13 protein-coding genes are annotated in these 12,672 nt (G+C 64.9%); 10 read left to right on the forward strand and 3 right to left on the reverse strand.

All coding sequences use genetic code 11. The features are described 5' to 3' along the window. The first annotated feature begins 56 nt into the window (after positions 1–56). Together typA and KB554_RS02675 are read left to right on the forward strand one after the other, a co-directional pair. Positions 57–1,859 (forward strand): translational GTPase TypA, encoded by a 1,803-nt coding sequence (gene typA, locus KB554_RS02670; protein ID WP_141429386.1) that lies wholly within the window; start codon positions 57–59, stop codon positions 1,857–1,859. Positions 1,860–1,872: 13 nt separating this feature from the next. After that, entirely contained in the window at positions 1,873–2,190 is a 318-nt protein-coding gene (locus KB554_RS02675; RefSeq protein ID WP_141429384.1) for a hypothetical protein, read from the forward strand. A 167-nt stretch (positions 2,191–2,357) separates the two neighbouring features. On the opposite strand, the gene KB554_RS02680 is transcribed toward KB554_RS02675, so the two are convergent. Continuing rightward, positions 2,358–2,723 (reverse strand): YbaN family protein, encoded by a 366-nt coding sequence (locus KB554_RS02680; RefSeq protein WP_141429382.1) that lies wholly within the window; start codon positions 2,721–2,723, stop codon positions 2,358–2,360. Positions 2,724–2,966: 243 nt separating this feature from the next. On the opposite strand from KB554_RS02680, the gene rpiB reads away from it, so the two are divergent. Together rpiB and KB554_RS02690 are read left to right on the forward strand one after the other, a co-directional pair. Continuing rightward, the gene (rpiB, locus tag KB554_RS02685) at positions 2,967–3,410 is read left to right on the forward strand and encodes a ribose 5-phosphate isomerase B (RefSeq protein ID WP_141429380.1); all 444 of its coding nucleotides are present in this window, start codon (positions 2,967–2,969) and stop codon (positions 3,408–3,410) included. 20 nt (positions 3,411–3,430) lie between these two features. Further along, the gene (locus KB554_RS02690; protein ID WP_211034886.1) at positions 3,431–4,459 is read left to right on the forward strand and encodes a DUF1848 domain-containing protein; all 1,029 of its coding nucleotides are present in this window, start codon (positions 3,431–3,433) and stop codon (positions 4,457–4,459) included. A 118-nt stretch (positions 4,460–4,577) separates the two neighbouring features. On the opposite strand, the gene KB554_RS02695 is transcribed toward KB554_RS02690, so the two are convergent. Together KB554_RS02695 and ispE are read right to left on the reverse strand one after the other, a co-directional pair. Continuing rightward, a complete protein-coding gene (locus KB554_RS02695) occupies positions 4,578–5,840 on the reverse strand; it encodes an aspartyl protease family protein (protein WP_211034887.1) in 1,263 nt (420 codons plus the stop codon). A gap of 378 nt (positions 5,841–6,218) precedes the next feature. Then, entirely contained in the window at positions 6,219–7,031 is an 813-nt protein-coding gene (ispE, locus tag KB554_RS02700) for a 4-(cytidine 5'-diphospho)-2-C-methyl-D-erythritol kinase (protein ID WP_211034888.1), read from the reverse strand. Positions 7,032–7,065: 34 nt separating this feature from the next. Between ispE and KB554_RS02705 the strand changes: the two genes are divergently transcribed. Genes KB554_RS02705 through KB554_RS02730 form a run of 6 tightly spaced genes read left to right on the forward strand, consistent with a single transcriptional unit; the run spans position 7,066 to position 12,617 of the window. Further along, positions 7,066–8,025, forward strand: a complete 960-nt coding sequence (locus KB554_RS02705; RefSeq protein WP_141429373.1) for a GSCFA domain-containing protein — start codon at positions 7,066–7,068, stop codon at positions 8,023–8,025. 27 nt (positions 8,026–8,052) lie between these two features. Next, positions 8,053–9,627 (forward strand): alkaline phosphatase family protein, encoded by a 1,575-nt coding sequence (locus KB554_RS02710; RefSeq protein ID WP_141429371.1) that lies wholly within the window; start codon positions 8,053–8,055, stop codon positions 9,625–9,627. Positions 9,628–9,651: 24 nt separating this feature from the next. Continuing rightward, the gene (locus KB554_RS02715) at positions 9,652–10,077 is read left to right on the forward strand and encodes a SufE family protein (RefSeq protein WP_211034889.1); all 426 of its coding nucleotides are present in this window, start codon (positions 9,652–9,654) and stop codon (positions 10,075–10,077) included. A 3-nt stretch (positions 10,078–10,080) separates the two neighbouring features. Then, positions 10,081–10,401, forward strand: coding sequence for an iron-sulfur cluster assembly protein (locus KB554_RS02720; protein ID WP_141429367.1), 321 nt, complete (start codon positions 10,081–10,083; stop codon positions 10,399–10,401). A gap of 1 nt (position 10,402) precedes the next feature. Continuing rightward, positions 10,403–11,359 carry a DUF2851 family protein gene (locus KB554_RS02725; protein ID WP_211034890.1) on the forward strand — a complete coding sequence of 319 codons (957 nt, stop codon included), beginning with the start codon at positions 10,403–10,405 and terminating at the stop codon, positions 11,357–11,359. Positions 11,360–11,369: 10 nt separating this feature from the next. Beyond that, the gene (locus tag KB554_RS02730) at positions 11,370–12,617 is read left to right on the forward strand and encodes a pentapeptide repeat-containing protein (RefSeq protein ID WP_211034891.1); all 1,248 of its coding nucleotides are present in this window, start codon (positions 11,370–11,372) and stop codon (positions 12,615–12,617) included. The last annotated feature ends 55 nt before the right edge of the window (positions 12,618–12,672 follow it).

Raw genomic sequence — 12,672 nt, forward strand, 5'->3', positions numbered from 1 at the left:
AAATATAGCACAATTTCCGGAGAAATTCTTACCTTTGCACGACAAAACGAACTTCTATGCAGAAACTGCGCAACATCGCGATCATCGCCCACGTCGATCACGGCAAGACGACCCTCGTGGACAAGATGATTCTGGCGGGGCATATCCTGCGCGACAACGCCAAACAGAGCGGCGAACTCATTCTGGACAACAACGACCTGGAGCGCGAGCGGGGCATCACGATCCTCTCGAAAAACGTCTCGGTCATCTATAAGGACTACAAGATCAACATCATCGACACCCCGGGCCACGCCGACTTCGGCGGCGAGGTGGAGCGCGTGCTGAACATGTGCGACGGCGTGCTGCTGCTCGTGGATGCCTTCGAGGGCACGATGCCCCAGACGCGCTTCGTGTTGCAGAAGGCGCTGGCGCTGGGCAAGAAGCCGATCGTGGTGGTCAATAAGGTGGACAAGCCCAACTGCCGCCCGGAGGTGGTGAACGAACAGGTCTTCGACCTCATGTTCTCGCTCGACGCCACCGAGGAGCAGCTCGACTACAAGACGATCTACGGCTCGGCCAAACAGGGCTGGATGTCGCACAAGTGGAACGAGCCGACCGATTCGATCGTCCCGCTGCTCGACGCCATCATCGACGAGATTCCCGAACCGGCCGTGGTCGAGGGTACGCCGCAGATGCTCATCACGTCGCTCGAATACTCCTCCTACACGGGCCGTATCGCCGTGGGCAAGGTCACGCGCGGGTCGCTCCGCGCCGGGCAGAACGTCACGCTGGCCAAGCGCGACGGCGTGACGATGCAGAAGTGCAGAATCAAGGACCTGATGGTCTTCGAGGGACTGGGCAAGAAGAAGGTCGAGGAGGTTCCGTGCGGCGAGATCTGCGCCGTCATGGGCATCGACGGCTTCGAGATCGGCGACACGATCTGCGACTACGAGAATCCCGAACCGCTGCCGCCCATCGCCATCGACGAACCCACGATGTCGATGCTCTTCACGATCAACAACTCGCCCTTCTTCGGCAAGGACGGAAAATACGTCACCTCGCGCCATATCAAGGAGCGGCTGGACCGCGAACTGGAGAAGAACCTCGCGCTGCGCGTGACGCCCGGCCCGTCGGCCGATTCGTTCAACGTCTTCGGCCGCGGCGTGCTGCACCTCTCGGTGCTCATCGAGACGATGCGCCGCGAAGGGTACGAGCTGCAGGTGGGACAGCCCCGCGTGATCGTCAAGGAGATCGACGGCCGCAAGTGCGAACCCGTCGAGGAGATGACGGTCGATTGTCCCGAGGAATGCTCGGGCACGGTGATCGAGCTGACCACCAAGCGCAAGGGCACGCTGAAGAACATGACCTCGAACGGCGACCGCGTGCGTCTGGAGTTCGACATTCCCTCGCGCGGCATCATCGGCCTGCGGTCGAACATGCTCACCGCCACGGCGGGCGAGGCGATCATGACACACCGTCTGAAGGACTTCGAACCGTGGGTCGGCGAGATCGAGATGCGCACCAACGGTTCGATCATCTCGGGCGAGACGGGCACGGCCTATGCCTACTCGATCGACAAGCTCCAGGACCGCGGACGCTTCTTCATCTCGCCGATGGACTCCGTTTACGAAGGACAGGTAATCGGCGAGCACACGCGCCAGAACGACATCACGGTGAACGTCACCAAATCCAAGCAACTGACGAACATGCGCGCTTCGGGTTCGGACGACAAGGCCGTGATCACCCCGCCGAAGGTCTTCACGCTCGAGGAGGCGCTCGAATACATCAAGGAGGACGAATACGTCGAAGTCACGCCCCACGCCATGCGTCTGAGAAAGATTCTGCTGCACGAGGTGGACCGCAAACGGGCCTCGAAATAACGGCTGCGACACGATGGATCACTTCACCCTGTCGCTCTGCGTGGGCGCGGCGGCCGGCGCGCTGGACGTCCTTCCGAAGGTTTTCCAGGGGGCGTCGGCCCGTTCGTGTTTCTCGGCCTTCTTCATTTTCCTCTTCTCGGCCGTGATCGTCTTCCACGCCGACCTGCCCTACCTGCCGTGGTGGGCCGACGGCATGGGAACGACCCTGATGCTGTCGATCCCGGTGTTTTTCACCCTCGCGGGCAAGGAACGGAAAACGATCCCCGTCTTCGTGTTCGACGCCCTGCTCTTCGGCCTGCTCATCAGCCTCGCGGAACGCTACCTGTCGTAAGGACGTCACGACCGGCGGCTTCGAAGACACGACGGACCGCACGATGCGGCGGACCTTCCTCCCGAAGGTCCGTTTTTTTCGGCCCCACACCCTGCAGTATCGCCGCCCGGCTCCGTATTCAAGGGAAACGGCCTGCCGCCGGAGGAGAGGCGGAACCCCGATGCCTACTACCGCCGCAGCGTGGCGAACGACAGAATGTGCCAGGTGATGCCGGCGGCCACGGCCAGCAGCGACGCCTGCGCCCATGGCCACGCATCGACCACGGCGAAGACGCAGTAGAGCATCGAAGCCCACATCAGCCCCAGCGAGAGGACCTTGGCACGCAGCGGAATGGCCCGTTTCTCCCGGAAATCGCGGATATAGCCGCCCAGCCTGCGGTGGGAAAGCAGCCACCCGTAAAGCCGCGGGGAGGAGCGGACCCACAAGGCCGCCGCCAGCAGCAGAAAGGGCGTGGTGGGCAGCAGCGGCACGAAGATACCGATGACGCCCAAAGCGAGTGCGAACGCACCCAAAGCGGCCAGAAGGGTTTTCATACGGCAAAGATAGCGCAAGCCGCGCACGGAACCAAATGCGGCGGGGCGCACGGTCGCCGGACGGGCGGAACGAAAGGCCCTGCCGTGCCGAAGGAGACAAATTCTTCCCCCGGCCGGTGTTTTCCCGCCGGATAAATTTGGCATTGGCCGGGCGTTGCACTATCTTTGCCTGCGGGCCTTTTCCGGAGACTCCGCCCCGGCCCCGCACGATCCTTGCAACACGAACGACAAATCGCATACGGAATGAAAAAAATCGGCATCGCCTGCGACCACGCGGGCTACGAAATGAAAGAGTTTCTGGTGGGTTACCTCGACGCCATGGGTTACGAGGTGCTCGACTTCGGGACCCACTCGCCCGAGAGCGTCGATTACCCCGACTACGCGCATCCGCTGGCCGAGGCCATCGAGGCGGGCGAACTGGAACAGGGCATCGCCCTCTGCGGTTCGGGCGAGGGGATGACCATGACGCTCAACAAGCACCGGGGCATCCGGGCCGGACTGTGCTGGGACGCGGAGGTGGCCTCGCTGATCCGCCGCCACAACGACGCCAACGTGATCGTCTTCCCGGCGCGCTTCATCACCAACGACGAGGCGGTGCAGATGCTCGAAGCCTTCTTCTCGGCCTCGTTCGAAGGCGGCCGCCACGAAGGGCGTATCGCCAAGATGCCCGTCGGGGGCTGCAAATAGCCGCCCGCACGGCGAAGAAGATGCTCCGGCCGACGCAGACCGAGATTACGACCGATGCGGGCGAGCGGGTCGCGGCCCGGACGCCCGTGATCGTCTCGGCGAGCCGTGCCACGGACATTCCGGCCTGCTACGCCGACTGGTTTTTCGAGCGGCTGCGGCGGGGCTACGTCGCGCGGATCAACCCCTTCGACGGCCGTCGGTCCTACATCTCCTTCGCCCGGACGCGCGCCGTGGTCTTCTGGTCGAAAAATCCCCGTCCCCTGCTGCCCCGCCTCGCGGAGCTTCGGGAACGGGGTATTCACTGTTACGTGCAATACACCCTCAACGACTACGAAGACGAAGGACTGGAGCCGCACCTCCCGCCGCTGGAGGAGCGGATCGACACCTTCCGCCGGCTGGCGGAGCACCTGGGCCGGGGGCTGGTCGTCTGGCGCTTCGATCCGCTGCTGCTCACCGACCGCCTCGGAACGGAAGAGCTGCTCCGCCGGGCGGAGCGCATCGGCGACAGCCTGCGGGATGCGGCCGAAAAACTCGTGTTCAGCTTCGCGGACATCGGCATCTACCGCCATGTCGCCCGGAACCTCGACCGCCGCGGCATCCGCTGGCGGGAGTTCACCGACGGGGAGATGCTGCAAACCGCCGCGGGACTGGCCGCCCTGAACGAACGGTGGGGCTACACGCTCGCCGCATGCGGCGAACGGACCGACTTCGCGCATCTGGGCATCGTCCGCAACCGCTGCATCGACGACGAGCTGCTCCTCCGCCACTTTCCGCACGACCGCGCGCTGACGGACTACCTCGGCGCCACCCCTCCGTCCCCCGCCCTGTTCGGGGAGACCGCCCGGCCGGAACGCACCGCCGCGCACCCGCCCAAAGACCGGGGACAGCGCGCCTTCTGCGGCTGCATCGCCTCGGCCGACATCGGCCAGTACGCCACCTGTCCGCACCTGTGCGCCTACTGCTATGCCAACCGTTCGGAGCGGAGCGTGGCCGAAAACCTCCGGCTGCACCGCCTGCATCCCTTCGCCGAAACGATCACCGGCAGGTGACGGCGCAAAAAGCCGGCCGCCGTCGCAGCCGGACTTCACCGGACACCCGGAAAGGGCGCACGCCGCCTTCGCCGGGCGACGCAACGTCCTCCAAAAACCGGCGCCGCCCTTCCCGGCTTCAGGGGAGGAAAATCAGCCGTCCGCTCCGATAACTCAGCACCGTCCGCTGAGCGGAAAGCACCGGAAAGCCGATCAGCCCGTCCAACCCGTGCCCGAGCGAGAGGTTCAGGTGGCTCATGTCGTTGAACACCGTGGGAACCCTCCGGAACTCCCGGTCGCCGATCGTCAGCCGTTTCACCCGGCCGGAACGCACCCGGCGTACCTCCGCGTCGGCTCCCGTGAGCGTCGTCTCCCGGCGCCGGGCCAGATCGGAGCGCAGCGAATCCCACAACCCGTCGTCCAGCAAATCGGTCCCCGCACCGCAGTCGATGCCGAGGCGCAGCGTGTGCGTCCCGATCCGCGCCTCCACGCAGGCGACATGCCCTTCCATCCGCACCGGAACCTCCGTCACGGGCCGTCCGCACGCCAGGCGCCGCACGCAGGAGTCCGTCACCGCCGGATCGAGCAGCGTCAGCATCCCCGCCCCGTAGTCGAACAGCAGATCGTAATCCTTATAGACCTCGTAGCCGAGCAGTCCGAAAACCTCCGTCCCGTCCTCCAGATGCGACATGTCGAAACAAAGGAACTCCCCGCCGCCGGCACGGATTCCGTGGAAATCGAATCCGGAGATCGTCATGATGTCCATCCCCGCGATGGAGGCGTTCACCCCCTTCGAAGAGGAGATCCGAAGCGCGGCCGTATCGCGCACCGGGGCGCAGCGACGGCTGTTGAGCATCAGTCTCGGCGCACCGTTGTCGAGGATGAACGTGCGCTCCCGGCCGTCCAGCAGCGCCGTCGCGGTCAGCAGATTCCCGAGCCGGCGGACCGGAATATCGAGCTGCCGGGCAGCCGGTCTTGCGAACGTCCCGCCCTTGTCGCCCAGCGTCCTGACCCGGATCGGAAGCAACTCCAGCCGTTTCAGGCGGCCCTCCCCGTCGAAGAGAAAGGTCGCCTCCTTCCGGCCCAGCCGCCCCGCATAGGTGAAGGCGCAGACCAGCTCCAGTCCCTCCTCTGTCCGTTCCTGCCGGACCGTCTCGATCCGCTCCACCCGCTCGCCCAACTGCGCCACGAGCAGTTTCATCACCGCCCGGGCCCGGTCGCCCTCCTGTCCCGAGAAGATGAACCCGGGAGCCAGGAAAGGTTCGATCTCCCCGATCGACCCGGCTCCGACGGCCTCCGCCACGAGGCGCACGATCCGCTCGCACGCGGCTCGGTCCTGAGCCTGCGACGCCGTACACACGCTCCACAGCAACGCCACGGCCAACAACGCTCTTTTCATCATAACACCAAGCTCTTTTTCCGGCACCCCGGGCACCCCGGGCAACGGGGAGCGCGGGAAACCGCCTTTTGTTTCCGCAAATATAACTAAATTTTCTTCACATACAACTATTTTTAATAGTTACAAACTGCACAACGTCCCGAAACGGCTGCGAACACCGCATCGGACGCCGGACCGAAGATCAAAACGACACCCGTCCGGGATCGCCGGACGGCGAACGGAGGCACGAAAAACAGGAGCGACCGCCCGGCCGCGACGGACGATCCGACCGAAACGGCGCGGACCGCATCGCCGGAAAGGCCGGACACGGCCGAGCCATGCGTTCGAAGCGCGACGGGATGCCCCGTCGCGGACAAACCCAGGATTACGAGATTAAAAACGCTATAACGCGAAGACGAAGGGAGTCCGCTCCCGCAGCCGGGCGGCGCGGGCCGGATCGTCGAAAAGGCCGAACACGGCCGAACCCGAGCCGGACATGGAGGCATAGAGAGCCCCGGCGGCGAGCAGCTCCTCCTTCGCCGTGCGGATCGCGGGATGCGCGGCGAAGACCGACTCCTCGAAATCGTTGGTCACCGTCCCCTGCCACTCGGCGACGGGACGCCGCAGCCGCCCGGCGAGCGGAACCTCCGGCATGCGGGGCCGCACGCCGGCATAGGCCTCGCGGGTCGAGACCCCCTCGGCGGGTTTCACGATGACGAGCGTCATACCCCCGAGGTCCAGCGGAAAAGGCGTCATCACCTCTCCGCGGCCGGTGCACAACTGGGGCGTGTCGCGCACGAAAAAGGCCGTGTCGCTGCCCAGCTCCGCGGCACGGGCGACGAGCTCCTCCTCGGCAAGACGCAGCCCGAAGAGCGTGTCGAGGGCCTTCAGCACCGCCGTCCCGTCCGACGAACCGCCGCCCAGCCCCGCGCCGAACGGCACGCGCTTCACGAGCCGGATCACGACGCCGTCCACGCCGTAGCGGTCACGCATCAGACGGAACGCCTTCATGCAGATATTCTCCTCCGGGGCGCAGTCCACGGCGATCCCCTCCGTGCGGAGCTCCGCCCCGGAGCCTCCCGTGCGCAGCACCTCCACCTCGTCGAAGAGTCCCCGCACGGGAAACATCGCCGTCTCCAGGTCGTGATATCCGTCCGCCCGGCGGCGCAGCACGTCGAGGCCCAGGTTTATTTTGCAGTTCGCTCGCAGAATCATATCCGCAAAGGTAAGAATTTTCTATTTTTGCCGTATGAAATTCCGCACCGAAATCGAAACCGCGCCCCTCCGCATGCGTTTCGGCTACGAAAACCGCACGCTCGCGCTCGGTTCGTGCTTCGCCGCGCACATCGCCGCCCGGCTCTCCCGGGCGAAATTCCGCGTCGAGGCCAACCCCACGGGCATCCTCTTCAACCCGCTCTCCGTCGCTGCGGCCGTCCGCGGCTTCGGCCGCCCCGTCGTGCGCGACGAGCTGCACACCGACGGCCAGCGGTGGTTCCATTTCGGATTCCACGGCGACTTCTCGGCCCCCACGCCCGACGAGGCGCTCCGCCGCATGAACGCCGCCCGGCAGGCGGGCTCCGAGGCGCTCCGCACGGCCGACCGCGTGATCCTCACCTTCGGCACGGCCTGGGTCTATGAACGGCAGGGCGAGGTCGTGGCCAACTGCCACCGCCGCCCGGCGGCGGAGTTCGCACGGCGGAGGCTCTCCGTGGACGAGATCGCCGACGCGATCTCGGAACTGGCCGAAGGCCCGCTGGCCGGGCGAAGCATCCTGCTCACGGTCAGCCCCGTGCGCCACACGGGCGACGGGCTTGCGGGAAACGCCGTGAGCAAAGCCGCGCTGCGGCTGGCGGCCGAGGAGCTCACGCAGCGCTTCAGACGGATCGAATATTTCCCCGCCTACGAAATCCTTACGGACGACCTGCGGGACTACCGCTTCTATGCCGACGATCTGGTGCACCCCGCACCGCAGGCCGTGGAGTACATCTGGGAGCGGTTCACGGAGGCGGCCCTCACCGACGAGGCCCGGCGCCTGCTTCCCGAGGCCGAAGCCATCGCAGCCGCCGCGGCACACCGTCCCCGTGACCCGCGGAGCGCCGCCCACCGGGCGTTCTGTCTTGCGCAACTGGAGCGGATCGCCGCATTGCACGGTCCCGATTTTCGGGCCGAGGCGGAATATTTCCGCCGATGTATCGAAATAAATTCGTAAATTTGCGGCCGATCTTCCACATTCGCCATGAACAGAAAAATTCTCCTGCTCGCCATAGCCGCCCTCGCCTCGTTCCGGGGCATCGCCGCCGAAACGCCGCGCCTGATCGTCCAGATCGTCGTGGGGTCGATGCGCGCCGAGGACCTCGCGCGCTACGCCGAAAACTTCGGCGAAGGCGGGTTCCGCCGCCTCACGCAGGGCGGCACGGTCTATACGGACAGCCGCTACGACTACCAGCAGACCACCACGCCCGTCTCGCTGGCCACGCTCGCGACCGGGGCCATGCCCTCGACGCACGGCGTGATCGGCTCGCAGTGGGTGGACTACACGTCGAACGCCGTCGTGGGGCTGACCGACGGCCGCAAAGGCCCCGGAGCCTACCACCTGATCGCCCCGACGCTGGCCGAAACCCTCCGCCAGCACGCTCCCGGCAGCCATACGGTCACGGTGGCCGCCGAAGCCGTGTCGGCCGTGGTGACGGCGGGCCGCGGCGGCGAGGTCTTCTGGCTCGACCCCGGACGCTGCGACTGGGTCACCTCGCCCTACTACGCCCCGGCGGTGCCCGAGTGGATCGACCGCAGCAACGACGAGCGGTACAACCTCTCCTACATCGCCTCCGAGTGGCGGCCGCTGCTCGACCGCGACCGCTATGTCAATACGCGCAACATCCGGATCGGATTCCCCGAGAAGCGCGGAAAACGCGGGGAGGGGCGGCAGCCCGAAGGGGGCGGCCCGGAACTTGCGGACGACTACGAACGGCTGCTCTACACCCCCGCGGGCAATACGGCGGTGCTGGGACTGGCCAAGCAGCTCATCGCCCAGTACAAGCTCGGCGCCGACGCGACGCCCGACCTGCTCTGCGTCTGCCTCGACGCCTCGCGCCGCATCAGCGAAGCCTACGGACCCGAATCGGTCGAGGTCGAGGACATGTACTACCGGCTGGACCGCGACCTGGCCGACTTCCTGACCTTCGTCTTCGCGCAGGTCAGGGACGGCAACGCGACGGTGGTCCTCACCTCGGACCACGGAACCAGCCCCTCCTACGACGCGACGACCGAAGAGCCGGACCGGTTCAACGCCCGGCAGTTCGAGGTGATCGTGAACGGATTCCTCAACGTCCGCTACGGCACGGGCGACTGGGTGGTGACCTACGGAGACAAGTGCATCTGGCTCAACCATAACCTGATCTACGAACGGGGGCTGGATCTGGCCGACGTGCAGAACGAGGTGGCGATCTTCGCCATGCAGTTCCGCGGCGTCTCGCACGCCCTCTCGGCCACGGCCATGCGGTCGAGCTACTTCGGCAGCGGCTATGCGCGGCGGATGCAGAACAGCTTCTACCCGCGTCGCTCGGGCGACGTCATCCTGAACCTGATGCCCGGGTGGATCGAAGAGCGCGACCGCTGCCGTTCGATGTCGGGGTCGATGTACGGCTACGACACCGAAGTGCCGCTCGTATTCTACGGCACGGGCGCCGGACAGCAGCACGTGCAGCGGCGCGTGGACATGACCTCCGTGGCTCCGACGCTGGCGCGGCTGGCGGGCGTCACGGAACCCGCGGCCTCGGAGGGCGACGTCCTGCCCGAGATCGTGGACCTGTAACCGCAAAAACGCAAGGAAAAGGAAATGGACAAGAAAGATCAGATTCAGGAGGAGATCATCGAGGAGTTCTCCGTTTTCGACGACTGGCTCGACAAATACGACTACCTGATCGGCCTGAGCGACTCGCTCCCGGCCATCGCTCCGGAACACCGCACCGGACAGTATCTCATCGAGGGATGCCAGTCGCGCGTGTGGATCGACGCACGGACGGACGGCGGGCGGATTTTCTTCACGGCCGACAGCGACGCCATAATAACCAAGGGCATCATCGCGTTGCTTATCCGCGTACTGAACGGACGCACGCCGCAGGAGGTGCTCGACACGGACCTTTATTTCATCGACGCCATCGGCCTGGCGGCCAACCTCTCGCCCACGCGGGCCAACGGGCTGGCCGCGATGGTCAGACAGATGCGGCTCTACGCACTGGCGTACGCGAACAAAAACGACTGAACGATGACACCCGAAGAGATACTCCAGGTCGAGAAAGAGATCGTCCTGACGCTGAAAAACATATACGACCCCGAGATTCCGGTGAACATATACGATCTGGGGCTCGTTTACGAAATCGACTACACGCCCGACGGAACGGCCACGATCCGCATGACGCTCACGGCCCCCAACTGCCCGATGGCCGACATGCTCGTCGAAGACGTCAATCAGCAGGTCGCCAAGGTCAAGGGGGTGAAATCGGTGAACGTCATCCTGACGTTCGACCCGGTGTGGGACAAAAGCATGATGTCCGAAGAGGCGCTGCTCGAACTCAACCTGTTGTGACATGGCGGACGGCGGCGGGGAGCGGACGATCGAACGGCTGAAGGCCGGAGCCGGGACATACGCCTGCGGCGGTTACCTGGCGGGGCTCGGCGCGCTGCAACGCACCGAGCTTCTCACGGCGCTGCTCTTCGACCGGCTCGGCCGCAAGATCCGACGCGTCGGGGCGCTGCTCTCCGAAACGTCCGACAACTGGAACGAGACCTTCTACCGGCTCTATTTCCGCACGCTGGGCGACAGCCGGAACCAGGAGGCCTACCTCTCGCTGGCCCGGAGAGTGCCTTACAGGACCGTGCTGCGGGAGCGGCTCGCCCCGCAGGCCGTCGAAGCGATGCTCTTCGGCGCATCGGGGCTGCTGGCGCTCTACCGCCACGATGCGTACACGCTCGACCTCGGGCGCCACTTCGAATACCTCTCGGCCAAATACGGCATCGAAGCGATGGACGCCTCGGAGTGGACGCTCGCGGACATCCGCCCGGCCAACCACCCCGCACTGCGGATCGCGCAGGCGGCGCGGTTCTTCGCGCAGGACGAGTTCGTGATGGCGCGCGCCATGGCCTGCCGCACGGAGGAGGACATCCGGCGCCTGTTCTGCATCGAGGCGTCGCCCTACTGGCGGACGCACTACGTCCCCGGCGCTGCGGGCGACGAATTTCCCAAACGCCTCGGGGCATTCAAGGCCCGCATCATCGGAATCAACCTGGTGGCCGTACTGCAATTCGCCTACGGCAGCCGCACGGGCGACGAACGGCTGCGCGACAGCGCGCTGTCGCTCCTCGAGCGCCTTCCCTCCGAGGACAACCGTTTCATGCGGGCGTGGAGCGGGGAGGGCGTCCCGATCCGCAACGCATTCGAATCGCAGGCGCTGCTGCAACTGGCCACGGAGTACTGCGCCCGAACCCGGTGCGCGGAATGTCCCGTCGGGCGGCGGATCGCGGCGCATACGGACAACTCGAAATAACCACCCGTCCATGAATGCCTTCAGTTACATCCTGGAACACATCGAGGGAACCGTCCTCTTCGTTTCGCTGCTTATCGCCGGAGTTGCGGTCGTGCTCCGATTCTTCGATATCCAGAGCAAGTCCTCCCGCCGCAGAATCCTCAAGGAGGAGTTCGATGCGGCGATCCGACAGCTCTCCTCGGAAAGCGAGACCAACCGGCTCGCCGCGGCAATTCTCATCCGAAGGTTCTTCACGGCGGAAAGAGGCTGCTACCGCAACGAAACGATCTACGTCCTCTCGTCGCTGCTGCGGGTGGTTCCGACGGGAGTTTTCCAGAAGACGCTGGCCGACGGGCTCGCCTACGGGCACGACCTCTCCAAGGCCGACCTCCAGAAAACCAACCTGCAAGATGCCTATATCGGATCCAAGGAGCAGGTCACGACCGACATGCGCGAGACGGACCTTTTCCAGGCCGATCTGTCGAATGCCCTGATCGAGCGGATCGACGGCCGGAAAGCCGTGTTCTATCAGAGCAACCTGCAACACGCGAGAATCAAATACAGCGACCTCTCCGAGGCGAACTTCTCGATGGCCGACCTCAACCACATCGGACTGCGCGAAGTGAAACTCGGGAACGCCTGCTTCGCGGGCTGCACGAATCTCCCGCGGGAGATCGCCCGGCATCTCGACGCAGAGGGCCGCTACACCCGCCCCGAACCGGTCACGGTGCATGCCGCCGCGGGAAAGCACCGCATTTTCTTCAGCATGCCGGGGAAGCTCCGCATCGAGGATTCGCTCATGATACGCTCCGTACGCGACCACCTGCGACAGGAAGGCTACGAGGTCTGTTTCTACGAACGGGGCGAATACCGCATGTTCGGCCAACTGGGCAACATCCGGACACTCGTCCAGCAATGCGACGGGATGATCGTCTTCGGACTCAAGCAACTCCACATCGAAAAAGCGACGTTCCGCCCGGCGACGGACGAATGCGAGACGTGGAGCGACCGCTGGCTGCCGACGCCGTGGAACGAAATAGAAACCGGCATGGGGCTCATGGCCGGAATGCCGATCCTGCTGATCCAGGACGCGGAGATCGACTTCGGCGTCTTCGACAGCCACATCAGCGAGACATCGCTCCATGTCATCCGTACCGATTCGACCGACTTCAAGAAATTCCCGGAACACAGGGAGTTCATCTCCTGGAAGTCGCGCATCGGAAATCCCGCGGTTCCGCAGCCGCAGGACGGGAGCGCAAAAAGCCCCTCCGGGAGTTGATAAATCGCAAAAAATAAGTATCTTTGCAAGATTTAGAATCCGAACCGAAAAAACA

This window comes from Alistipes sp. Marseille-P2263 (genome assembly GCF_018101075.1).
In the GTDB taxonomy this organism is placed as follows: domain Bacteria; phylum Bacteroidota; class Bacteroidia; order Bacteroidales; family Rikenellaceae; genus Alistipes; species Alistipes dispar.